The organism is Sphingobacterium sp. WM, from assembly GCF_029542465.1.
Lineage (GTDB): Bacteria > Bacteroidota > Bacteroidia > Sphingobacteriales > Sphingobacteriaceae > Sphingobacterium > Sphingobacterium cellulitidis.
The window spans coordinates 2,992,691-3,014,264 of record NZ_CP120709.1; the positions used below are offsets into that span (position 1 = coordinate 2,992,691).

21 protein-coding genes are annotated in these 21,574 nt (G+C 37.1%); 7 read left to right on the top strand and 14 right to left on the bottom strand.

What is annotated here, in order from left to right; translation table 11 throughout:
* Positions 1-13: 13 nt before the first annotated feature.
* From PZ892_RS12805 to folB, 5 genes are all read right to left on the bottom strand, one after another.
* A complete protein-coding gene (locus tag PZ892_RS12805) occupies positions 14-1,066 on the bottom strand; it encodes an efflux RND transporter periplasmic adaptor subunit (protein ID WP_256962476.1) in 1,053 nt (350 codons plus the stop codon).
* 5 nt (positions 1,067-1,071) lie between these two features.
* Positions 1,072-2,433, bottom strand: coding sequence for a TolC family protein (locus tag PZ892_RS12810; protein WP_094256059.1), 1,362 nt, complete (start codon positions 2,431-2,433; stop codon positions 1,072-1,074).
* A gap of 33 nt (positions 2,434-2,466) precedes the next feature.
* The gene (locus PZ892_RS12815; RefSeq protein ID WP_094279942.1) at positions 2,467-3,096 is read right to left on the bottom strand and encodes a TetR/AcrR family transcriptional regulator; all 630 of its coding nucleotides are present in this window, start codon (positions 3,094-3,096) and stop codon (positions 2,467-2,469) included.
* Positions 3,097-3,238: 142 nt separating this feature from the next.
* A complete protein-coding gene (locus PZ892_RS12820; RefSeq protein ID WP_094256060.1) occupies positions 3,239-3,682 on the bottom strand; it encodes an Hsp20/alpha crystallin family protein in 444 nt (147 codons plus the stop codon).
* A 191-nt stretch (positions 3,683-3,873) separates the two neighbouring features.
* The gene (gene folB, locus PZ892_RS12825) at positions 3,874-4,242 is read right to left on the bottom strand and encodes a dihydroneopterin aldolase (RefSeq protein WP_094256061.1); all 369 of its coding nucleotides are present in this window, start codon (positions 4,240-4,242) and stop codon (positions 3,874-3,876) included.
* Positions 4,243-4,319: 77 nt separating this feature from the next.
* Between folB and PZ892_RS12830 the strand changes: the two genes are divergently transcribed.
* Positions 4,320-5,054 (top strand): DUF1080 domain-containing protein, encoded by a 735-nt coding sequence (locus PZ892_RS12830; RefSeq protein ID WP_094256062.1) that lies wholly within the window; start codon positions 4,320-4,322, stop codon positions 5,052-5,054.
* Positions 5,055-5,115: 61 nt separating this feature from the next.
* Here the strand turns inward: PZ892_RS12830 and PZ892_RS12835 are convergent, their stop codons facing one another.
* The 3 genes from PZ892_RS12835 to PZ892_RS12845 all read right to left on the bottom strand — a co-directional run bounded on the left by PZ892_RS12835 (position 5,116) and on the right by PZ892_RS12845 (position 8,384).
* The gene (locus tag PZ892_RS12835; protein WP_094256063.1) at positions 5,116-6,624 is read right to left on the bottom strand and encodes a bifunctional GNAT family N-acetyltransferase/carbon-nitrogen hydrolase family protein; all 1,509 of its coding nucleotides are present in this window, start codon (positions 6,622-6,624) and stop codon (positions 5,116-5,118) included.
* Between the two features lie 302 nt (positions 6,625-6,926).
* Positions 6,927-7,244: a DUF3467 domain-containing protein gene (locus tag PZ892_RS12840; protein ID WP_094256064.1), complete on the bottom strand. Its 318-nt coding sequence runs from the start codon at positions 7,242-7,244 to the stop codon at positions 6,927-6,929.
* A gap of 24 nt (positions 7,245-7,268) precedes the next feature.
* Complete coding sequence (locus PZ892_RS12845) at positions 7,269-8,384, bottom strand: M42 family metallopeptidase (RefSeq protein ID WP_094256065.1); 1,116 nt, start codon at positions 8,382-8,384, stop codon at positions 7,269-7,271.
* A 93-nt stretch (positions 8,385-8,477) separates the two neighbouring features.
* On the opposite strand from PZ892_RS12845, the gene lgt reads away from it, so the two are divergent.
* Both lgt and PZ892_RS12855 read left to right on the top strand, forming a co-directional pair.
* Positions 8,478-9,305, top strand: a complete 828-nt coding sequence (gene lgt, locus PZ892_RS12850) for a prolipoprotein diacylglyceryl transferase (RefSeq protein ID WP_094256066.1) — start codon at positions 8,478-8,480, stop codon at positions 9,303-9,305.
* A 47-nt stretch (positions 9,306-9,352) separates the two neighbouring features.
* Complete coding sequence (locus PZ892_RS12855; protein WP_094256067.1) at positions 9,353-10,570, top strand: multidrug effflux MFS transporter; 1,218 nt, start codon at positions 9,353-9,355, stop codon at positions 10,568-10,570.
* A gap of 67 nt (positions 10,571-10,637) precedes the next feature.
* On the opposite strand, the gene aroQ is transcribed toward PZ892_RS12855, so the two are convergent.
* Both aroQ and PZ892_RS12865 read right to left on the bottom strand, forming a co-directional pair.
* Entirely contained in the window at positions 10,638-11,060 is a 423-nt protein-coding gene (gene aroQ / locus PZ892_RS12860) for a type II 3-dehydroquinate dehydratase (protein WP_094279939.1), read from the bottom strand.
* A gap of 33 nt (positions 11,061-11,093) precedes the next feature.
* Positions 11,094-12,734, bottom strand: coding sequence for a gliding motility protein RemB (locus PZ892_RS12865; RefSeq protein ID WP_277711421.1), 1,641 nt, complete (start codon positions 12,732-12,734; stop codon positions 11,094-11,096).
* Between the two features lie 196 nt (positions 12,735-12,930).
* Between PZ892_RS12865 and PZ892_RS12870 the strand changes: the two genes are divergently transcribed.
* On the top strand, positions 12,931-14,352 hold the full coding sequence (locus PZ892_RS12870; RefSeq protein ID WP_094256070.1) for a glycoside hydrolase family 125 protein: 1,422 nt from the start codon (positions 12,931-12,933) through the stop codon (positions 14,350-14,352).
* A gap of 64 nt (positions 14,353-14,416) precedes the next feature.
* On the opposite strand, the gene PZ892_RS12875 is transcribed toward PZ892_RS12870, so the two are convergent.
* Together PZ892_RS12875 and PZ892_RS12880 are read right to left on the bottom strand one after the other, a co-directional pair.
* Entirely contained in the window at positions 14,417-15,259 is an 843-nt protein-coding gene (locus PZ892_RS12875; protein WP_277711422.1) for a hypothetical protein, read from the bottom strand.
* Positions 15,260-15,482: 223 nt separating this feature from the next.
* Entirely contained in the window at positions 15,483-16,862 is a 1,380-nt protein-coding gene (locus tag PZ892_RS12880; protein WP_277711423.1) for a DUF4038 domain-containing protein, read from the bottom strand.
* 131 nt (positions 16,863-16,993) lie between these two features.
* On the opposite strand from PZ892_RS12880, the gene murI reads away from it, so the two are divergent.
* Complete coding sequence (gene murI, locus PZ892_RS12885; protein WP_277711424.1) at positions 16,994-17,818, top strand: glutamate racemase; 825 nt, start codon at positions 16,994-16,996, stop codon at positions 17,816-17,818.
* 80 nt (positions 17,819-17,898) lie between these two features.
* Entirely contained in the window at positions 17,899-18,642 is a 744-nt protein-coding gene (locus PZ892_RS12890) for a hypothetical protein (RefSeq protein ID WP_277711425.1), read from the top strand.
* A 26-nt stretch (positions 18,643-18,668) separates the two neighbouring features.
* On the opposite strand, the gene PZ892_RS12895 is transcribed toward PZ892_RS12890, so the two are convergent.
* Together PZ892_RS12895 and PZ892_RS12900 are read right to left on the bottom strand one after the other, a co-directional pair.
* Entirely contained in the window at positions 18,669-19,091 is a 423-nt protein-coding gene (locus PZ892_RS12895) for a SufE family protein (RefSeq protein WP_277711426.1), read from the bottom strand.
* A 6-nt stretch (positions 19,092-19,097) separates the two neighbouring features.
* On the bottom strand, positions 19,098-20,321 hold the full coding sequence (locus PZ892_RS12900; RefSeq protein ID WP_094279934.1) for a cysteine desulfurase: 1,224 nt from the start codon (positions 20,319-20,321) through the stop codon (positions 19,098-19,100).
* Positions 20,322-20,473: 152 nt separating this feature from the next.
* Here PZ892_RS12900 and PZ892_RS12905 point away from each other — a divergent pair, with 152 nt between their 5' ends.
* Entirely contained in the window at positions 20,474-21,466 is a 993-nt protein-coding gene (locus PZ892_RS12905) for an acyl-ACP desaturase (protein ID WP_094256077.1), read from the top strand.
* The last annotated feature ends 108 nt before the right edge of the window (positions 21,467-21,574 follow it).

Genomic DNA, 21,574 nt, shown 5'->3' on the forward strand with positions numbered 1-21,574 from the left:
TCTGGTTATGATGTTATTTTTTGATTGTAATTGCTGATCCATCCAACAAATATGGACTGCCGGATATAATCAAGGATTGAGCATTCTCAAGCCCAGACTCTACCAACACATCATCATTCTCTATTTTGGAAACCTTAATTTTCTGACGCTTTGCCTTCTTACCATCTTCGGTGACAAAAACATAACCCTCACGACCATTGCCATCCAATAAGGCTGAGAATGGTATTCTCCATTGATTTCCTTCTTTCATTCCGGAACTTTGGATAATAGACTTCCCAAAAATTCCTGAAGCCAACTTATAGCTTGGTTTTTCTTTTAATTCCAGGAATATGCTGAAGGTTCCGGATTGCGGATCTATCCCCTCAGATTTTTTTGCGACCACCGCATCCAAGGTATCCGTAGGCATAGCGTCCGTACTAATCTTGGCAGCATCACCAACTTTGATTTGGCTCCACTGCTGATCTCCAACACCTACTTTCAACTGCCATTTTGCATTCCCAGCACCATTCACTTGCAAGATTGGTGTTCCAGGACCTACAACCTGTCCTTCGTTTGCCATCTTTGCCAATACAAAGCCTGAAACCGGTGAATAAATATTTGAATATTGTTGATTAAAACTTACCGATTTCAAGTCCTGCTGTGCTAAATCCAATGCGGTTCTAGCGTTTTGCATCTGCTCCAAGGTTGCTACACTGTCTTTGAACAGCTTGCTTGCCCGCTCATAATCACGCCTAGCCTTCTCTACCGCCAATCGAGCCTGACCTGCTTTCGCATCCACCTCCGAACTTAAAACTGAAGCCAGCAATTGTCCCTTACGAACCGCATCGCCCTCCTTCACAGCAATCTTTGAAATAACTCCCCCATTCTTAAAACTCAATACCGTTTCATCATCGGTGGTAAATACGCCTGTCGCTTCAATACCCGTTTCGCTGGACCCTGTATTAATAGGCATCAACCTTACTGGGATAGTATCCTGAATAGCAAGCTCCGTTTTCCGCTCCGCATTTTTACAGCTTAAAATCAATGCTGCCGAAGCAAGTATTATAGTTATGTGTGTTAATTTCATGATCATTATTTTAGTGGGTATGATGCGTTTTCTCTTTCTAATTTAGCCATGGCCGATAATAGTTTAAAGGCAGCAATGTTATTCGCCATTTGGGAATTCGTGTATTGCGAACGGGCATCAATGGTTTCTATATAGGTGTTCACCCCTTCATTGAAGCCTCGTAATATTAATCTTTGATAGGTTGAGGCGGCCTCCATCTGAACCTTCGAGCTTTCATAATTCTTCTGCATCGCTAGCAATTCATTCTTTGCCAGCGCAGCCGATAAGCCCAATTGTTGCTTCGCCTGATCTAATTTATTTTGAGCCTCCGCGACTGCAATCTCATTTTCCTGAATCTTTAACCGGTTTCTATTGCCTTGAAAAATCGGAAAACTCATTTGTGCTCCTACCATAAAATATTGTGAATGTCGGCTTACTCTCAAACCCTCCGCTTGCGAACCTAAATCCAAAAAAGCACTTACCTTCGGTACAAAAGCTTGTTTACTCATCTCTACCAAGGATTCCTGAATCGCAATATTACCTTCCAAAGATTTCAATTCCTCCCTGCCTTCGATATCAACTGATAACTCCCCAGTCTTTAAATCCCCTGACCTATCCTTTTCCAAATCATAAATAATCTCCGCATCTTCCGAACGGTTCAGCAAGGAATTGAAGTAATACTTTGCATTCTTAATTTGTTGATCGGCTTCTGCAATTTTTGATTCATGCTGCGCAATCTCCGCATCTGCCCGAATCACATAAGCTGGTAATCCCTTACCTGCTTCCAATAACTTCTGGTTAACCCTTCTTCCCTCTTTAGCCAAGCCTAATGCATTAACATAAATCTCCTTAGCCTGTACCGCACTCAAATAATTGAAATAGGCAATCTTGATATCCTTGACCAACTCCCTTTTATATAGCTCAGTCTCTGTTTTACTCAACTCCACCATCTTCTCCCGAACAACCTTATTATGCTTGATATCTGTATTAATAATTGGAACCGAGGTTCTTACCTTTGCATCATAGTAATTCTTAGGCAGGAAAGTAATCTGCTCATTATCTATCTGAGGGAAATTATCACTTTGCGTCAACTGATTTAGCGTGGTATATACAGGATTCAGCATATCGCCAATGGGAAGATCAATAGATCGACCACCATCAGCATGTGAATAAGTAAGGTCAAAGGTTATATTAGGCAAATACATACTCTTGGCAACTTCAAGACCATTCATAGCTCTCTTCAGCGATAAATCCTTCTGTATAAGAACTAAGTTGCTATCCAACCCCTGCTTGACATATAGATCCAATTGAGGCTCCTGTGCAGACGCCAGCCTAAATGAACCAACAAGAGTTATGATAATAATAGATAGTGTGTGATGTAAATTCATTATTAACAGTGTTAACTATATGTTCAAAAAAAACTATTTCGATGAATTGATCAAACCGATTAAAATTTGAAATGAAGAATTCAACATCTCTTCCATTTCACCCGATTGACCAAATACGTCTGAGATACAATCCAAATGTTGGGTAATATGTAAGGAAACCAAACCATGTACTGAACTCCATAACTGAATGGTTATAAAAACAGGATCCATACCCTTAAAATAACCCAAACTTTGACATTCAACTATTGTATGCTTTAATAACTCAATTACCAATTCGCCTTCCACCCATGAATTATCCCCTAACTGTCCATTCAAAAAGGATAATGGCTCCCGCATCATAAACATAACTTGGTAATACTCTGGATGCGAGAAAGCAAATTTCATGTATATCCTGCCCAAGGCCTTCAACCGCTCAAAAGGATCTTCAACCGTCATCAATGGTACAAACTGATCCTTTAACATATTAAAACCTACTTGATGCAAGGCATATACTATATCACTCTTATCCTTATAGTATAAATAAATAGTAGTCGGACTAAACCCTATTTCCTTTGCAATCTTGCGAATCGAAGTCGCCTCATATCCCTCCTGTACAAACAGCTTCTTGGCAGCCTCCAAAATCACAGTCCTTAAATCTTCCTTATGTTTTATTTTCTTTTCCACCTATAATATCTTTACAAAAACAAAACTACTTAACAGTGTTAAGTAGTTTAAATATTTTTCTCACAAAAGACATTATTATGACAATCCCATAAAAAAAAGGTAGCATTAAAATGCTACCCTAATCAACTAACCACAATTAAACTTACTTCACTTCAATTAATCTCTTTGCTACTTTCGCTTCTTCTTTCTTCCCAATTTTGATATCTAAAACCCCATTTTCATAACTCGCGTCGATATTTGAATAATCAACAACTTCCGGAAGTGTAAATGATCTCGAGAAAGAAGTGTAACTAAATTCTTTTTTACTGTATACTTTACCCTCTTCTACTTTTTCTTCTTGTTTCTCTACAGAAATATTGATCACATTCTTATCAACATTGATCTTGAAATCCGATTTCTGTAAGCCAGGGGCAGCTACTTCGATGTTAAATGCCTCTGCTGATTCTGTAATATTTACCGCTGGAACGCGTGTTACTAAACGGTCCGTGATAAATGAATCATTAAATAAATTGTCAAACACGTTGTTTACAAATGGATTGACAGCATCTGTGTTGTAAGATTTTCCTGGTAACTTAATTAATGCCATGTTTAATTCCTCCTTATGTTTTATTTATTTTTTTCTTGTTATATCATCCTTTAATCAACTAACGTACCAAGGCCAGATAACATTATTCGCAAGACAATTTGTCTTGTAATAAAGAAATTAAACAGCCAAAATGACCGTTTTAATAAACTTAGGAAATCAGAATATTAGGGAATTAAGCTAGAAAGAACTAACTAATCTTTTGAATAAGAAAGGGATACGACAGAATTCGCCAGGTCACCTCCAAAAGGAGGATTTACTTTACGAATGGATACTTCAATTTGTTGAACATGAGAATATTCTTCAACAACTCTATTTAAGATATCCTCAGCTGCTGATTCGAGTAATTTACGACGCGGACTCATCACCTCCACCAAAATGGCATACAACTCTTCATAATTAACCGTATTCTGAATCTCTTCTGAATCTGGATTATTAAAAGGAAAACTTACAGAAACACTTACAAAAAACTCATTACCCAAAACTTGTTCTTCTTCATAATATCCAATCGGAGAATAAAATCGAACTTCTTCCAGGGCTATTTTTTGCGTGATTGTGACCATTCTTACTAAAGTTTTATGAATTTGCTTATTAAAAATAATGTTTTTTCTTATATTACCATAACAAAATACTTAAACCGATGTTAAAACACTCTTTACTAATAGCATTATTTGCGGGCGTATCTTACGCTGGCGCTCAGACCAAATTCCAACCTCAGGACACCGAGTTTTATGAACCTGTACCAAGGGTGGTAAACACTAAAGCAAATGCAGCTCCTTCGGATGCCATTGTGTTATTTGATGGAAAAAATCTTACTGAATGGGTCAGCGATAAGGATGGTAGTAGCCAACCTCAATGGACCATTAACGATAATGTCCTGACTGTAAAACCAGGTTCCGGTGGAATACATACCAAAAAAGACTTCCAGGATTTCCAATTACACATTGAATGGAAAAGCCCTGAAACCATAAAAGGAGAAGGCCAAGGTAGAGGCAATTCTGGAATATTCCTGCAAGGGAAATATGAACTTCAGGTCCTTGACAATGATAATAACAAAACTTACACCAATGGTCAAGCAGGTAGTATCTATAAACAAAGCCCTCCCCTAGTAGAATCTAGAAAACCAGAAAGTGGATGGCATACTTATGATGTAATTTATACCGCACCTAGATTCAATAAAGATGGGCAACTGATCAAAAGAGGATTGGTGACTGTTTTGCATAATGGCGTATTGGTGCAAAACAATACTGAAATCCAAGGTACAACGGAATACATTGGATTACCTAAGATGCAAGCACATGGCGCTGGTCCTATTGGACTGCAAGATCATGGAGACTTGGTTTCCTTTAGAAATATCTGGATAAGAGAACTGTAGTTCTTGTATCAAGCATAAAAAAATGGGGTTAATTTGATTAACCCCATTTTTTTATGCTTGATTATTTCAACAACTTGACTTCATACAAGTCTTTTCGTCTATCTTTTAATAGCTTGACTGTACCGTATTCATGCAGATCCCGCAAAGCATATAAATCTACGTCTGCAATCAATACCATCTCGGTATTTGGAGTTGCTTCGGCTTTGATCGCATTATTTGGAAATGCAAAATCTGACGGTGTAAATACTGCTGATTGCGAATACTGAATATCCATGTTATTAACGCGAGGTAAGTTACCTACTGACCCTGCAATGGCTACATAACATTCGTTCTCAATTGCTCTAGCCTGAGCACATGAACGAACTCGGATATAACCGTTTTGTGTATCCGTCATATAAGGAACGAATAAGATCTGCATGCCTTGATCTGCTAAAATTCGACTCAACTCCGGAAACTCCACATCATAACAAATCAGTAAGCCGACCTTGCCACAATCCGTATCAAAAACCTTCACCTCTGATCCGCCTACCAAGCCATAATACTTCATCTCATTCGGAGTAATATGAATTTTCTTATACTGATCCAAACTACCATTTCGATGACATAGGTAACTTATATTATAAAGTTTTCCTCTTTCCATGATTGGCATTGATCCCGAAATAATATTCACGTTATATGATACTGCGAACTGCTGTATGCGCTCAACGATTTCCTTGGTATGTTCAGCTAATTTCTCCATCGCCAAACGCTCTGGCAATTCGTTGTAAGGACTCATCAACGGACTATTGAAAAACTCTGGAAACATAATAAAGTCTGTTCCATAATCACTCACTGTATCCACAAAGAACTCTATTTGATCATAAAACTCCTCTAAATCCTTAAATAAACGCATCTGCCATTGAACCAATCCTAAACGAATCGTTTGTTTGGTTGCCGAGTTGGATGGCGCATCAGGTTCGTAATAAATATTATTCCATTCCAAAAGCGTAGCCACTTCCATCGATTCAGAATCCTCAGGAAGATAATTCTTCAAAATCTTCTTTACATGGAAATCATTGGACAATTGAAATGTTAAGGTAGGATCATATATTTCTTTACGTTTTACCTTCTCAATATAAGTCCTTGGAGTCATATTGTCGGAGTAGTTATGGTAATTCGGAATCCGTCCACCAGCGATAATCCTTTGTAAGTTTCTTTGCTCACACAACTCTTTCCGCTGATCATAAAGCCTTCTTCCTAATCGAAGTGATCTGAAATCTGGGTGCACAAAAACTTCGATTCCATAAAGGGTATCTCCATCTGTATCGTGTTTATCAAATTTACCATCATCAATAATGGTGTAATACTTATCATAAACATTTGTTTTTCGAGAATTTAGGATAATAGATAATGCACAAGCAACAACTTTCCCATCTACCTCCACTGCAATTTGACCCTCAGGAAAAATATCTATAAGGTCAACAATATTTTCTTTCGTCCATGGATCGCCAAGACCATGATAAGCCTCCTCCATAGAATTCTTTAAATCCTTATAATCTTTTTTACTAAGGTTTCGTACTTTAATATCCATTTTTATTTGATTGAAATGCCAGAAACGGCAATATTATCATTTAATCAAATCCCATTCCAATTTTTAGCGTTTTTAGAGGAACTCTTTAATATGAGCCGATTATAAGAATTCCCAACCCTATTGTTACAGAAAATTCAGAAATCATGATTTATTGTATTTCAGTAAAAAACTTTAAAAAACAAAACATTCAGCAAATATTTTAAGAAAGCAACCTTAACGTTTTGGAATGTTTTCTTGATATTATGAAAACAAACAAAAAAGAGCTGCCGATGGCAGCTCTTTTTAAGTGCTATGAAATAATTTTAAGCTTCGCCTTTTGGAGTACCAAAGTTTAAAGGGTAAGGCATATCCTTTGGTTGGATAGTCCCATTTTGTCCTTCAAAACGGCTGATATTCTCCTGCAAAGCCTTCATTAATTGTTTTGCATGTTCTGGTGTTAAAATAACCCTGGACTTGACCTTAGCTTTTGGCACTCCTGGCATAATTCTAACAAAATCAACTACGAATTCAGTGTTTGAATGCGTGATGATCGCTAGATTAGAGTATACGCCTTCGGCTACTTCTTCTGTCAATTCAATGCTTAACTCTTGTCCTTCTGGATTTAAATTAGGGTTTTCCATGTCTAATTTTTTGTGCTTTATATTTTATTTACTAAAAGTTCTAAAATCTTGATTTTTCTTAATGCTTAAGACCATCTCATAGATCAAACGAATAACATTATCCACATCATCTCGATGAATCATTTCAACAGTCGTGTGCATGTAGCGTAAAGGTAATGAAATCAATGCAGATGGCACCCCTCCATTTGAATAGGCAAATGCATCTGTATCTGTTCCTGTAAACCTTGAAGATGCTTGCCTTTGAATCGGAATATTATTCTTTTGCGCAACCTCAATTAATTGCTTGTTCAGATTAATTTGTACCGCTGGTGCATAAGAAACAACTGGCCCCTTGCCGCATGCAAGGTCTCCCTGCGTAATCTTATTGATCATCGGTGTATTCGTGTCATGGGTTACATCCGTAACGATCGCAACGTTGGGCTTAATATAATTTGCAATCATCTCAGCACCACGCAATCCAATCTCTTCCTGAACTGAATTTACAACATATAATCCAAATGGTAATTTTTTCTTATTTTCTTTTAGTAATCGAGCTACTTCAGCAATCATAAAACCACCAGCACGATTATCTAATGCTCTACCTACGTAATAACGATTGTTTAAAATCATAAACTCATCCTCATAGGTAATCACACAGCCTACATGAATCCCTAATTCTTCAACCTCTTCTTTTGATGTGCAACCACAATCCAAAAAGATATTCTTCAAGGTAGGGCTCTCCTCTTTTTCTCCTGAACGGGTATGAATCGCCGGCCAACCAAAAACAGCCTTTACGATGCCCTTATCCGTATGAATATTAACGCGTTTAGATGGTGCAATCTGATGATCTGAACCTCCATTACGGATTACATAGATCAATCCATCCTTGGAAATATAATTCACAAACCATGAGATCTCATCCGCATGCGCCTCAATGACTACTTTATACTCTGCCTCAGGATTGATGATCCCAACAGCAGTACCGTAATTATCAATATAGGTCTCATCAACAAATGGCTTGATATAATCTAACCACATGCGTTGTCCGCCCCATTCAAATCCTGTCGGTGAAGGATTATTTATATATTTTTCAAAAAAAGATAAGGAGGCATCTGTAACTACAGAAGCTTGCTCCTCTACTTTTGTTCCTTTCTTTGCCATAGCGTATTATTAATTCTCGCAAAATAAGTATTTCCTCTATTTTCGCAAAAATAAAATCCGAAACCTTATCTTTACCACACATTTTATTACAATATGATCGATATTTTAAGTTTTATTACTTGGGGACCTGAGCCTGAAATCTTTAAAATTGGTTCCTTTGGCGTTCGTTGGTATTCTCTATGTTGGTTGTTGGCTTTCGTCGTTTCCTACTTCCTGATGCTAAAAATCTTCAAGAGAGAAGGGAAATCTCAAGAGTTATTGGATAAATTGACAATCTATATTTTCGTAGGAACCCTCCTTGGTGCTAGACTTGGACACTGTTTCTTCTATGATTGGGCTTACTATAAAGAGCATTTTATTGAAATATTTATCCCATTCCAAAAGGTTAATGGAGCTTGGGAATTAACAGGCTTCACAGGTCTCGCCAGTCATGGTGGAGCTATCGGAATCCTGGTAGCCCTTTGGCTTTTCTCTAGAAATACCAAAACAAACTTCATGTGGATTGCAGATCGGCTGGTATTGGTAGTACCTATTGCAGGAGCATTTATTCGACTTGGAAACTTCTTCAACTCAGAAATGATTGGTAATCCAACTGACCTCCCTTGGGCAGTCGTTTTTACACATATTGATCAAATCCCTCGTCACCCCGCTCAAATGTATGAAGCAATCGCTTATGTCATAATTTTCTTCATACTCTGGGCTATGTATCAGAAAAATAAAGATCCTAAACCAGGTAAACTTTTTGGAATATTCCTGATCCTGTTATTCGGTGCTCGATTTATTATTGAATATGTAAAAATCGACCAAGTAGCATTCGAAGCTGGTATGTTATTAAATATGGGACAAATTCTAAGTATTCCTTTTATTCTGCTAGGTATCTTTCTGCTACTCAGAAAACCTCAAGAAAACAAAAAAGCTTAACACAATATAGCCCTGCAAAATTGTAGGGCTTTTTTTATTATTTTTTGATGACCTTAACTTTAAAAAACAACAGAAAAGTAACCCTGCTTATCCTTGGACTATTATCAGCAATTGGTCCTTTCTCGATTGACTTATACCTCCCTGCCTTTGATGTCATCGCCGAAGATTTCAACACCTCCGTTGACCAAGTGCAACTTACACTGACGAGTTACTTTATTGGTATTGCCTTTGGCCAAATGATCTATGGCCCTTTATTGGATAAATATGGAAGAAAGAAACCATTACTCGTTGGTCTTGCCATCTACTTTGTAGCATCCTTATTATGTATTTTCACAAAGGATATCAACCACCTGATCATCTTAAGATTCTTACAAGCCTTAGGAAGTTGTGGCGGTATGGTTGGAGCTCGCGCCATGGTGACGGATTATTACAGCAGCCGTGAAGCTGCGAAAGTTTTCAGCTTATTAATGTTGGTGATTGGGGTATCCCCTATTCTGGCACCAAGTATCGGAGCCTTTATGCTGGCTCATTTTGACTGGCATTATATCTTCCTATTTTTAGCCTTACTTTCACTTTTTATCTTTATTGCTACAGCATTTTTCTTGCCTGAAAGTTATGCCGGAAGTAAAAGCTTTTCTCTCGCCCCAAAATCTATTTTAAACAACTTTTGGCAAGTTGTAAGCAATAAAATATTCCTATCCTATTGTTTGATCGGTTCTATTGCTTCTGCCGGCACATACGCTTATTTAGCAGGATCTTCATTCGTCATGCAACAGTTCTTTGGTCTAACCAAACAAGAATATGGAATTGCTTTTGCATTTGTAGCCTCCGCAATGGTTATTGCGACCCAGTTAAATAGATACTTCCTCAAAAAACATAGTAGCGAATATATCAGCAGGATGGCCAATACCTGGCAAGCCTTTATTGGGATATTGATGATTGTGGCCTTAATGACGAATTTATTGAGTTTCCCAGTCATGCTAATTTTAATTTTCTGCTTCTTATTTGGGCATGGCTTTATTTTTCCAAATACATCTGCAGTAGCCCTTACCCCATTTAAAGGTTTAGCGGGTAGTGCCTCTGCTTTATTAGGTTGTATTCAAATGGCAATCGGAGCACTTGCCTCCGCATTGGTAAGTTTCTTCCATAATGGAACTGCCTGGCCTATGTTATCCGTCATGTGCGCAGGAGGAATTTTATCTCTAATACTGCACCTGATGGTCAAAAATAAATTTCAAAAAGAACTGGAAACTTCCAGCAATTAAACGAAGATATTATAAAACAAAAAAGAGAGGAATAATTCCTCTCTTTCTGTTTTATCTTGATTTTTTTTTAGTCGTTCTTAAAACTTTCTAAACCTAATCGATAACTATCCAAACCAAAACCTAATATCACCCCCTTGCAATTTTTAGATAAATAGGAATGATGTCTAAATTCTTCACGTTGGTGGACATTGGAAATATGAACCTCGACAACTGCAGTATTAATCGCCGCAATCGCATCTGCAATAGCAACCGAAGTATGAGTGTAAGCTCCAGCATTCAATACAACTCCATCAAATGAAAATCCAACTTCATGAAGTTTATCAATGATAGCCCCCTCTGAATTACTTTGAAAATAATGTAACTCTAAATCCGAAAATTTAGACTTCAACGCTTCAAAATAAACTTCAAAGGATTGATCACCGTAAATGCCTTTCTCCCGAACCCCTAATAAGTTCAAATTCGGTCCGTTTAGGATTAATATCTTTTTCATGATTTGATTTTATATGCTAAAGATACTATAATCCTAAAAATCTCCATAAAGATTACGGAAACTTGAACGTAATCCAACCGTAATTACTCCAGATTTTTGAGTCGGCTCATCTTCAATTCGATTATAACGTTGGGTATAACCTACCTCAAATCTCAAATTATATTTCGGATTTAATACATAAGCGGCTCTCAAATCTGCATAAAACAGATCATTCTGAACCCCTTGACCAATTTTGTTACCATAGGTATTCGGCGCAGTATTATAAGATTGGAAGATATCGCCGCCATAGTTGATAGGAACCCCAAATTTACCAATAGGGTCTGTGCCATATCTGCTATATAATCCTTGAACCGAAAAATCAAGACGGTTCCACGAATAATTCGCAACACCAACCAATTCTCTAAAGTTTGCCCCTCTTGGATGTGCCAATGGCTCCCCTCTATTACTATAATTGGATATGGAAACAAAATGCTGATAGGTATATGGACGAACAGCATTATACTCTCCCAAAATATTCAGATTTCTTACCCCGAAAATATTGAAAGCCTTTGCTCCTAACTGTACCCCCCACTTATTATGTTTATAACCATTATTCGAGAAAAATTCCTTCGCAGTAAACTCTCCTAGTAAAAACTGACCATAAGCTGTTAGGTTATCCAACACCTTATATTTTGCATTTAACCCTAGGAACATCTTATCTGGAGATGAAATATTATTATTCTCTACTGGTCTAAGGAATAAAACAGGATTCAGGTAATTAAAATCAAATCCGCGATGACCCGCTTGATTACGGTTAGCCCAAATTACTGATTGGAAGAATCCTAATGACAAGCGATTCGTCACATTCCAATCTAAATATTGAAAGGCACCCCATTTAATACCGTCACCATATCTACCGCCTGAATTCAATGAATCCACTCTGGGATTATTTGGATCAGTCATATATGCCCATATCGAGGTATATTGTACATTACCTACTTTTCCCGTAAGCTTTAAGTGAGCCATGTTCGATGAAAAGTCAGATAATAAAACCGAACGATAACCATCCCCAAGAAAGTTCTTATCATAAGCTAAGGTCGCTTGAAAATAATCACTAAAATCATAAGTGAAATTGGCTGTTGCATACATCCAATCCTTAGTTTTATTCAAAGGTCTTTTGGACATTGCCTGACCAGGTACCACTCGTGATTCCTTGATATAATCATCTATATACCGTGGAAATACCCCTTGGTTTTCAAAGAAATTACCGTAAAAAGTGAATTTATCCTTAATGGTAACTCCTGCTTGAACCCCACGGGTGTTTAACCATGTCGTTCTCTTATCTTTATCGAGCATCTCTGTCCCGATCACAAAATCAGGTAAAACATCCAAATAAAAAGTATGATCTTCTTTTTCAACCTGAACTAGGTGTTCATTGAATATCTTCCGCATAAACCAATTGTCAGAATCCACCGAATTCAACGATTGAATCGAATCCATCTTCTCTAACAAGCGACCCTTAAATAAATAAGGCTTCGAGGATGTATGATAACGGGTATTTGGCGAATATAACTCTTCATCATACTTTTGGTAATGTTGGTAAGAGTAAGGTTGATTCTTGACTTGTGCTTGCAATGTGCCGAAGGTACTTAGACTTAGTAGTCCGACGATTGCATAGGATAACGTCTGTTTCATAAATTATTATTAGTCGAGATATTTGAGCAATACTATCAAATTTTATTCCTAAAAACTATCAAAGGTACTTTTATTAATCGAGCTAAACATAATTTTACCCATATTAATAGCTAAAACGTTTAGTCTATGCAAGGGAAAATCAACGACAATTTGTATATTGCTACCTAATTAATTGTAAAACTATTCTATTATAAATATGAAGCGTAGAACTTTTCTTCAAAATTCAGCCCTATTAGGGGCTGGAATGCTCGCCAGCAAATTCACTTTTGCTGAGGGAATTAATGATTTTCCGGTAGTCCGTACGCCTGTTAATAAACGTCATTTCAGCAGTAAACTGGTGGAAGACATGATCAAAGAATTTCAAAAAAATGTAGCGGATAAAGAATTAGGATGGATGTTTAATAACTGTCTCCCTAATACTTTAGATACTACGGTATACGATGAATCCAAAGGTAACCGCAAATTAACTTATGTGATTACAGGTGATATCGACGCCATGTGGTTACGAGATAGTAGTGCCCAAGTTTGGCCGTACATTCAATTTGTAAACAAGGATCAAAAACTAAAAAATATGATCCTTGGATTGATCAATAAGCAATCAGAATGTATCAATATAGACCCTTATGCTAATGCTTTCTATAATGATCCTACCAAAAAAGGAGAATGGTTTACCGATCATACCGATATGAAACCGGGAATGCATGAACGTAAATGGGAAATTGACTCTCTATGCTACCCTATCCGTTTGGCTTATCGCTATTGGAAAGAAACTAATGACACTACCCCATTTGATGAAACTTGGGTAAAAGCACAGGAAGCAACCCTTCGTACTTTTAAAGAACAACAACGTAAGACAAGTTTAGGTCCATATAAATTTGAAAGAACAACTTCCAGAGGCTCAGATACCCTGCAGGTAGATGGCTATGGCTATCCAGTTAATCCTGTTGGACTTATTGTATCTAGCTTCCGCCCATCTGATGATTCCAGTATCTTTGGATTCCTGATTCCGTCAAACCTGTTTGCTATTGTTAGCCTTCGCCAATCCGCAGAAATTCTGAAAAAAGTGAAAAACAACAACTCCTTAGCTGCCGAAATGGAAGCGCTGGCCAACGAAGTGGAGCAAGCTGTAAATCAATATGGTATTATTGACCATCCTACTCACGGACGCGTTTATGCTTTTGAAGTTGATGGATTTGGAAGTTATTTGATGATGGATGATGCTAACGTTCCTAGCTTATTGGCTTTACCTTATCTAGGTGCAGTCGATATTAATGATGAAGTCTACCAAAGAACAAGAAACTTTATCCTTTCCGATAAAAACCCGTTCTTCTTCAAGGGAAAATTTGCTGAAGGAATTGGTGGTCCACACATCGGTCGTGATATGATCTGGCCAATGTCTATTATCATGCGGGCCAATACCTCTACAAATGACGAGGAAATCCGCCAATGTGTGCAAACTTTAAAGAACACCCATGGAGGTACTGGATTTATGCATGAATCTTTTCATAAGGATGACCCTAAGAAATTTACCAGACATTGGTTCGCTTGGACCAATACTTTATTCGGTGAATTGATGTGGAAATTATACAAAGAAAAACCAGAACTTTTAAAAGCTTAACATAAATAATGCCCCCAAATTCTAGGAGAATTTGGGGGCATTTATTTTAATTTTAAAATTAATTTTAACTCCGAGGTTCTGCTTTAACAACGTAATAAATTCGTTCTTCAGAACCCTCCTTCATTCCTAATAAAACAATATTATTTTTCTCGGTTTGCCATATTTTTACCGGAAAATATCGACTCTCTAATGGATTCTTGAAAAGCTCCGCATATTTTGCCACCAAGTTTGACTTATTTAGATCACCAGTATAAGTATATTGACTTTCACCATAATTTTTATTGATACATTCAGTTAAGGTATTATAAGATATTATAGAATATTGATCCCGCCCAGAACTACTGCTATACATAAACTCTAATCTAGCTGATGGCTTATCTCCTGTAATATCACTTTTTAAATTTAAAAGGGTTTTGGTATATGAATTTTCTGCAGAATTAAAGGTCTCGTCCTTACCTGTCTTCCAATTTAACCCTAAAAAGTCCCTTGAATTCTTGACAATAAAATTAATGGAATCTCTTCTTACAATAGCCTTGTTCTTATATCCTGAAACATAAAGCTTGTAAGTACCTGGAAAAGGAAATGCAAAACCAACTTTTATTGAATAATTAGTGCTTGGTTCAGGTTGATAATATTGTTTTGGGATCTCCCAAATAATGGAATCATAGGCCGCCATTAAAAATATACCAGTTTTTAGGTCATTTGCTTCTTCCCCTTCCAACTGTAAGGAAGCTAACACATTTTGAAAAATACTCACACTGGTATCTTGTGAAGTAATAATAAATTTGGGATATTCTACAGAAGGCTCAGGCTCAGGCTCTGGTTCTGGATTTGGATTTACATTTTCCTTTGAACAGGAAGCAAATACGGCTAATAAAGCGATTAATAAAAATGTGATTTTTTTCATAAATAATTTTGTAATAATTAATTTTCGTTTCTTTAAGTAATAATATCGTCTGCCTTTAAGATATCATCCAGCATACATATAAATGACGGATTTTATTACACGTGGTTTAATTCATTTTTACGAATTAATATAAACTTAACACTGAGCTTTAATCCTGATAAGAAACCACTCAGTATCATTAAAAAAACCACTGTTATTTAAGAAAAAATCTCCATTAAGTAAATTAATTTATTTTATCAATAATCAACACCCAATCTATTGAATTCTTATTAATGGGAACATGAAGCTGCATTTTCTCCTCTACCTTAACGACCTTCTTTTCCATTAATTCACCTGTTTCTGGCTTAAACCATTGATACCGGATGTTTTTACTAGGAAACTCACGCATATTGAGGTTAACAAACTTATTATTCGGTAAATATATCATAGCATAGGATTTTTCGGAATCGGTAAATGCGGTCATAAAATTCTTTGCTTCTATCGAATCCTGATTCAGGATCATCAATTGATTTGGTATTCTATTTTTTGAAGGCCTGGAAAGAATCAATTTCTTAAGGAAGCCAGCTTGAAATGCAGCAGGTCTATCCATTGCTTCTTGCCAATTTCGATCTGGGTAATTCACAGGCAAAAAGGTAGATCCGTAAAATTGCCAAATAGCATGATGCCCATAGGTCACCCCAAATCCACCCGCAAAGACAGAACGATAGAGTTGTCTTCTAACATCCCAATCTCGAAAATACCCTTTCGAAGGATCCCATCCATTCCATGGATTGATAGGATGATCTTCATAACAGGGTTCCGCATCCAAACTGGGCTTCTTTGGAAGCAAACTCAAATCTTTCTGTATTAAATCCCAAACCGGAACATCCAACCGCGCATGACCAGACTGAATCATATTGAAATCCATCCACGCCTCTTGGTGCAGCATTGGACTGCTCTCCCAAATATATCCTCCGGGATGAAATGACTTTAAGGTTTTCTTTCCAGAGCCCGCATCCAACCCTACTGCCATCGAGCGATAAACCTCAAGCCAGCTTTCTTCCTGGTCAGCTGCTGGCCGATCTCCTCCTAATATCCAGAAAATATGATCATACTTTTTATACCTCGCTCCTAATAGTTTTCCAAATTGATGCGCATTTTCTTTGGAAAAGATCACAGGTCCAGCTCCGGAATATTTCAAAGTCACCTTATCACCCCAAGTAGGAAGAATTGCCAAATAGATCTCGCGTTCCTGGGCAAGTTCAATCACTGAATCTACCAGTTTAAAATAAGCTTGGTTAAGTTGTTTTGGATCCTCGTCTATTAATGCTAAGTCACCATATCGATTCGGAATTCGAATTCCATCCAATTCCGCCAAGATTACACATTGGATGACATTAAATCCTTTAGCCTTTCGGTTATCCAGGTATTCTGTAATCTCCTCAATTTTCAATCGGTGAAATAATTCCCATGCAGTATCACCTAACCAAAAAAACGGTCTTCCATCTTCATATTCCAGGGAATGTCCACTGCTAGAAACAACAATCGAATTTTTCTGTTGGGAGTAACTGAAACTGCTAAGAAAAATAAGAAATATTGGGATAGTTAGTTTTAGGCCCATCATACTTAAAGCTAAGATTATTTTCTTGCTTTCCCGATTTAAGTAAAAATTAACCTCAAGAATTTCTCCAATCATTTGCAATTGAAATCAGAATCAACAACCTTTGTATCAATATTTGAAGAAAGTTATTTTACATGTCTCAACAAAACAACCCTGGTCCTATTGGCATTTTTGATTCTGGTTATGGTGGTCTTACAGTATTCAAAGAAATCCATAAACATCTCCCTGACTATGATTATATCTATTTAGGGGATAATGCCCGAGTACCCTATGGCACCAGATCTTTTGAGACGGTATATGAATACACTAAAGAATGTGTTTTTAAACTCTTTGAATTGGGATGTAACTTAGTTATCCTTGCCTGCAATACCGCCTCGGCAAAAGCATTAAGAACCATTCAACAAAACGACCTGCCAGAAGGCAAGAAGGTTTTAGGCGTTATCCGCCCAACCTCGGAGGTCGTCAATCAATTTACAAAAAGTAACAAGGTCGGAATCCTGGCTACTCAAGGTACCGTCAATTCAAATTCCTACGTAATCGAAATCAATAAATTCCATCCCGATATCGAAGTCTTTCAACATGCATGCCCATTCTGGGTTCCTTTGGTTGAAAATAATGAACTTAATAGCGAAGGTGCTAACTTCTTTGTCCAACAAGATATCCAACAATTATTGCAAGCATCACCTGAAATGGACACCATCCTTTTGGCTTGCACCCATTACCCCCTATTACTCCCTCTGATTCAAAAATACGTCCCAGAAGGAATCAATATTATTTCCCAAGGAAAACTCGTTGCTGAAAGCCTAGTGGACTACCTCAAAAGACATCCTGAGGTGGAAGAAAAGTGCTCCAAAGAGAAATCACTTCAATTTTTCACAACGGATGATCCCGAAGATTTTAATGAAAAGGCTGAAATTTTCTTTGGCAAAAGGATCTCCTCCAGCTTTATTAAAGTTTAGTAAAACCATTCGTTAAAATAAGTTAATAATCTAGTATTTAAAGTTTTATAAATTATTTTTAGGTATTAAATAATACCTATATGAAATTCCTATTGCTACTTTTTCTCTTGTTTTCAGGTCTACAGATTCAAGCCCAAACTGTAAAAGGTAATGTTAGGGATTCGCAAACAGGTAGAATATTATATCGGGTAAAAGTGGAAAGCAGCAAAGCTGTAGAATTCACCGACCATCAAGGAAATTTCTCGATTGCTGTGAACCAACATGATAGCCTGAGAATTCATCTTAATAATTATGAAGTCCTCAAGATCAATCTTTTCATGGAAACTAAGGAAAAAACCCTCACATCCATTTTGTTAAAACCAAAATATATCGAGATTGAAGCCATCACCGTGGAAGGAAAAACAAGTAAAAAGGACTCAAATCAGGTAAATCTCAATCTTAATATTCCCAAAACACCAACCTTTAGAAAATACGTCCTCGGGCGTGCTGACATGTCGGGAAATCCAAGAGGTTTTCTCGCAAATGGTAGCACAGCAACCTTGTTTACTGTAGATTTGCTCGCGGTTAAAAGAATGCTCTTTAAAAGACCAGAAAAGATACCGCTAGAAAAACAATTGGAAGCCGATGAGTATACAATGCAGTATATTGATATGACTTTTTCCGTGGAGTTAATAAAAGAAATGACAGGCCTTGAAGGAGATGAGGCCCTAATTTTCCAAAATATCTATAGGCCTTCCATGCAAGAATTCTCCAAAATGTCTGAATATGACCTCAAAGAATATATTAAAAGAAGTTTTGAGGAAAATCAAAAGTCTAAAAAATAAAAACGCTGCCAAAGGCAGCGTTTTTATTAAGATGCTTTAGCTTGTAAAGCGATTGCATATAATTTTATTTGTTTTACCATGGACAATAATCCGTTGGCGCGAGTTGGCGAAAGATGTTCTTTCAAACCAATTTGATCAATAAAATATAACTCGGCGTCCGCAATTTCTTTTGGACTATGACCTGATAATACTTTCACCATTAAACTGACCAATCCTTTCGTGATAACCGCATCTGAATCCGCAGTAAATATTAATTTACCATCTTTCATTTCCGGAACCAACCATACTTTGGATTGACAGCCCTTGATAATATATTGATCTTGTCTATCTGATTCATTGATAATCGGAAGCTCCTTACCTAATTGAATGATGAATTCATATTTCTCCATCCAATCTTGATAAAAGGAAAAATCCTCAATCAATTCATCTTGTATTTCATTAATTGTCATATTCTTTTATACTAACATAGCTACGGCTCTCTTTACGCCGGCTACCAGTGCATCGATTTCTTCTTTGGTATTATAAACTGCTAAACTTGCTCGAACTGTTCCAGGGATATGAAACTGCTCCATAACCGGTTGTGCACAATGATGACCTGTACGAACAGCAATCCCTAATTTATCCAAAAGGACCCCAATATCATAAGGATGGGTGCCATCTACAACAAAGGAAATCACGGATGATTTTTCCTTGGCTGTTCCGATAAAACGAATCCCTTCAACTTCCTGTAATCTTTCCGTAGCATATTGCAGAAGTTCATCCTCGTATTTTTTGATATTATCAATACCTAATTCATTGATGTAATCGATTGCTGCATTTAGGGCAATCCCAGCTTCAATATTGGGAGTACCAGCTTCAAACTTAAATGGTAATTCATTATAAGTTGTCTTTTCAAAAGTAACATCCTTGATCATGTCACCTCCACCCTGGTACGGTGGCATTTTATTCAACCATTCTTCTTTCCCATAAAGCACACCAACCCCAGTTGGACCATACATTTTATGTCCTGAGAATACTAAGAAATCTACATCCAGTTCTTGAACATCAATCTTGATATGTTGTACAGCTTGTGCAGCATCAATTAATACCGGTACATTCTGTGCGTGAGCAAGTTGAATAATTTCCTTGACAGGATTGATTGTTCCTAAGGCATTTGAAACATAGTTAACAGAAACAATCTTTGTCTTTGAAGTCAGCAAGGATTTATAAACCTCCATATCCAGCTCTCCGGCTTCGTTCATCGGGATAACCTTTAATTTAGCCCCCTTTGACTCACAAACCATCTGCCATGGCACAATGTTGGAATGATGTTCCATTGCGGAGATAATAACTTCATCCCCTGCATGTATAAATTCCTGACCAAAACATGTAGCAACCAGATTAATACTATCGGTTGTACCCTTAGTGATTATGATTTCGTAGTCGTGCTTGGCATTGATAAATTCCTGAACCTTACGTCGAGTAACCTCAAAGGCATCTGTTGATATCTGACTTAAGTAATGAACACCGCGGTGAACATTACTATTCATGTCCGTATAATAGTTTAGGATTGCATCAATTACTGCTTTGGGCTTTTGCGTAGTCGCCCCATTATCTAAATAGACTAAAGGTTTCCCATTTACCTCACGTTTCAAAATTGGGAATTCCTCGCGTATCGATTTGATGTCTAGTGTATCCAATTCTTGATATTTTTATTCTTTTACAAAGTTAAGATATAATAAAACATATCGGGCAAGATTAAAGTTATTTATAAGTAATAATCCTAATTAAGGAAGGAAATAAAAAAATATTAAATTATTATTAAGTCGATATTGATTACCTTTGTTTAATTATGCAAGAACTACCTTTAAACTTACCAGAAGGCTCAAGAAAAGAGGTTATGACCTATTTGGAACCTTTCATGTTGAATGAAATGTCCGACTATTTAAAACCTGTTGAGGATATGTGGCAACCAGCTGACTTCCTTCCGGATGCAGGCAGAGATACCTTTTTTGAGGAAATTCGCGATTTACAAGAAAGCGCTAAAGAATTACCTTATGATTTGGTTGCTGTCCTAATCGGTGATACTGTCACGGAAGAAGCTCTTCCAACCTATGAGTCCTGGTTAACCATGGTAGAGGATGTCAATAAAAATGAACAAGGTGGCTGGATGAGATGGGTACGCGCATGGACTGCTGAAGAAAACCGCCACGGTGACTTGCTTAATAAATATTTGTACCTATCGGGTCGAATTGATATGAAACAGTTTGAAATCTCTGTTCAGTATTTAATTAAAGATGGCTTCGATATTGGTACAGGTGCTGACCCTTACAGAAACTTTATTTATACTTCTTTCCAGGAATTGGCGACCAATGTATCTCACCGTCGTGTGGCTGCATTATCCAAAAAAAGTGGTGATAAATTATTAGCTAAAATGTGTGGTGTCATTGCTTCCGACGAAGCTAGACATGCCAAAGCTTATATGTCTTTTATCTCCCATGCCATGGTCGTTGACCCTAGTGAAGTCATGATTGCTTTCGAGGATATGATGAAGAAAAAAATCGTAATGCCGGCTCACTTCTTAAGAGAATCTGGAGAACCTCAAGGTGGCGCATTTGCGCACTTCTCTGATGCAGCTCAACGTTTAGGTGTTTATACAGCAGTTGATTATGTGGATATCCTAAAAGAACTTTTGACAGATTGGAAAATTGATCAGGTAACTGGATTGAATGAACAAGGTGAAAAAGCTAGAGATTATTTAATGCGTCTTCCTGACCGTTTATTACGTCTGGCAGATCGTATGAAGATTCCAGAAAAAGAATATAACTTTAAATGGATTTATTAATCCTATAAAGATCTTTGAAAGGGCTGTTTAATAACAGCCCTTTCTTTTTTACAGCACATACAATAGGATTTTATTCCAAAAATCCTGCTAAATTTCACTAATCCCTCA

What these genes read in the sequence shown, in the direction of transcription:
- PZ892_RS12805 (WP_256962476.1), bottom strand. Translation starts at nt 1,066, where the DNA reads ATGAAATTAACACACATAACTATAATACTTGCTTCGGCAGCATTGATT.
- PZ892_RS12810 (WP_094256059.1), bottom strand. Translation starts at nt 2,433, where the DNA reads ATGAATTTACATCACACACTATCTATTATTATCATAACTCTTGTTGGT.
- PZ892_RS12820 (WP_094256060.1), bottom strand. Translation starts at nt 3,682, where the DNA reads ATGGCATTAATTAAGTTACCAGGAAAATCTTACAACACAGATGCTGTC.
- folB (WP_094256061.1), bottom strand. Translation starts at nt 4,242, where the DNA reads ATGGTCACAATCACGCAAAAAATAGCCCTGGAAGAAGTTCGATTTTAT.
- PZ892_RS12830 (WP_094256062.1), top strand. Translation starts at nt 4,320, where the DNA reads ATGTTAAAACACTCTTTACTAATAGCATTATTTGCGGGCGTATCTTAC.
- PZ892_RS12835 (WP_094256063.1), bottom strand. Translation starts at nt 6,624, where the DNA reads ATGGATATTAAAGTACGAAACCTTAGTAAAAAAGATTATAAGGATTTA.
- PZ892_RS12840 (WP_094256064.1), bottom strand. Translation starts at nt 7,244, where the DNA reads ATGGAAAACCCTAATTTAAATCCAGAAGGACAAGAGTTAAGCATTGAA.
- PZ892_RS12845 (WP_094256065.1), bottom strand. Translation starts at nt 8,384, where the DNA reads ATGGCAAAGAAAGGAACAAAAGTAGAGGAGCAAGCTTCTGTAGTTACA.
- lgt (WP_094256066.1), top strand. Translation starts at nt 8,478, where the DNA reads ATGATCGATATTTTAAGTTTTATTACTTGGGGACCTGAGCCTGAAATC.
- PZ892_RS12855 (WP_094256067.1), top strand. Translation starts at nt 9,353, where the DNA reads ATGACCTTAACTTTAAAAAACAACAGAAAAGTAACCCTGCTTATCCTT.
- aroQ (WP_094279939.1), bottom strand. Translation starts at nt 11,060, where the DNA reads ATGAAAAAGATATTAATCCTAAACGGACCGAATTTGAACTTATTAGGG.
- PZ892_RS12865 (WP_277711421.1), bottom strand. Translation starts at nt 12,734, where the DNA reads ATGAAACAGACGTTATCCTATGCAATCGTCGGACTACTAAGTCTAAGT.
- PZ892_RS12870 (WP_094256070.1), top strand. Translation starts at nt 12,931, where the DNA reads ATGAAGCGTAGAACTTTTCTTCAAAATTCAGCCCTATTAGGGGCTGGA.
- PZ892_RS12875 (WP_277711422.1), bottom strand. Translation starts at nt 15,259, where the DNA reads ATGAAAAAAATCACATTTTTATTAATCGCTTTATTAGCCGTATTTGCT.
- PZ892_RS12880 (WP_277711423.1), bottom strand. Translation starts at nt 16,862, where the DNA reads ATGATGGGCCTAAAACTAACTATCCCAATATTTCTTATTTTTCTTAGC.
- murI (WP_277711424.1), top strand. Translation starts at nt 16,994, where the DNA reads ATGTCTCAACAAAACAACCCTGGTCCTATTGGCATTTTTGATTCTGGT.
- PZ892_RS12890 (WP_277711425.1), top strand. Translation starts at nt 17,899, where the DNA reads ATGAAATTCCTATTGCTACTTTTTCTCTTGTTTTCAGGTCTACAGATT.
- PZ892_RS12895 (WP_277711426.1), bottom strand. Translation starts at nt 19,091, where the DNA reads ATGACAATTAATGAAATACAAGATGAATTGATTGAGGATTTTTCCTTT.
- PZ892_RS12905 (WP_094256077.1), top strand. Translation starts at nt 20,474, where the DNA reads ATGCAAGAACTACCTTTAAACTTACCAGAAGGCTCAAGAAAAGAGGTT.